1 rRNA gene is annotated in these 303 nt (G+C 54.1%); it reads right to left on the bottom strand.

The window, feature by feature from the left end:
- Positions 1-303, bottom strand: a 16S ribosomal RNA gene (locus LrDSM24759_RS07675); the annotation flags it as partial.

Genomic DNA, 303 nt, shown 5'->3' with positions numbered 1-303 from the left:
ACCGGCTTTGGGTGTTACAGACTCTCATGGTGTGACGGGCGGTGTGTACAAGGCCCGGGAACGTATTCACCGCGGCGTTCTGATCCGCGATTACTAGCGATTCCAGCTTCGTGCAGTCGAGTTGCAGACTGCAGTCCGAACTGAGAATAGTTTTCAGAGATCCGCTTGCCCTCACGGGTTTGCTTCTCGTTGTTCTATCCATTGTAGCACGTGTGTAGCCCAGGTCATAAGGGGCATGATGACTTGACGTCATCCCCACCTTCCTCCGGTTTGTCACCGGCAGTCTCATTAGAGTGCCCAACT

This window comes from Lactobacillus rodentium, assembly GCF_003423665.1.
In the GTDB taxonomy this organism is placed as follows: domain Bacteria; phylum Bacillota; class Bacilli; order Lactobacillales; family Lactobacillaceae; genus Lactobacillus; species Lactobacillus rodentium.
The sequence above is the reverse complement of the archived record's forward strand: the minus strand, read 5'-3'. Positions and strand labels throughout refer to the sequence as shown.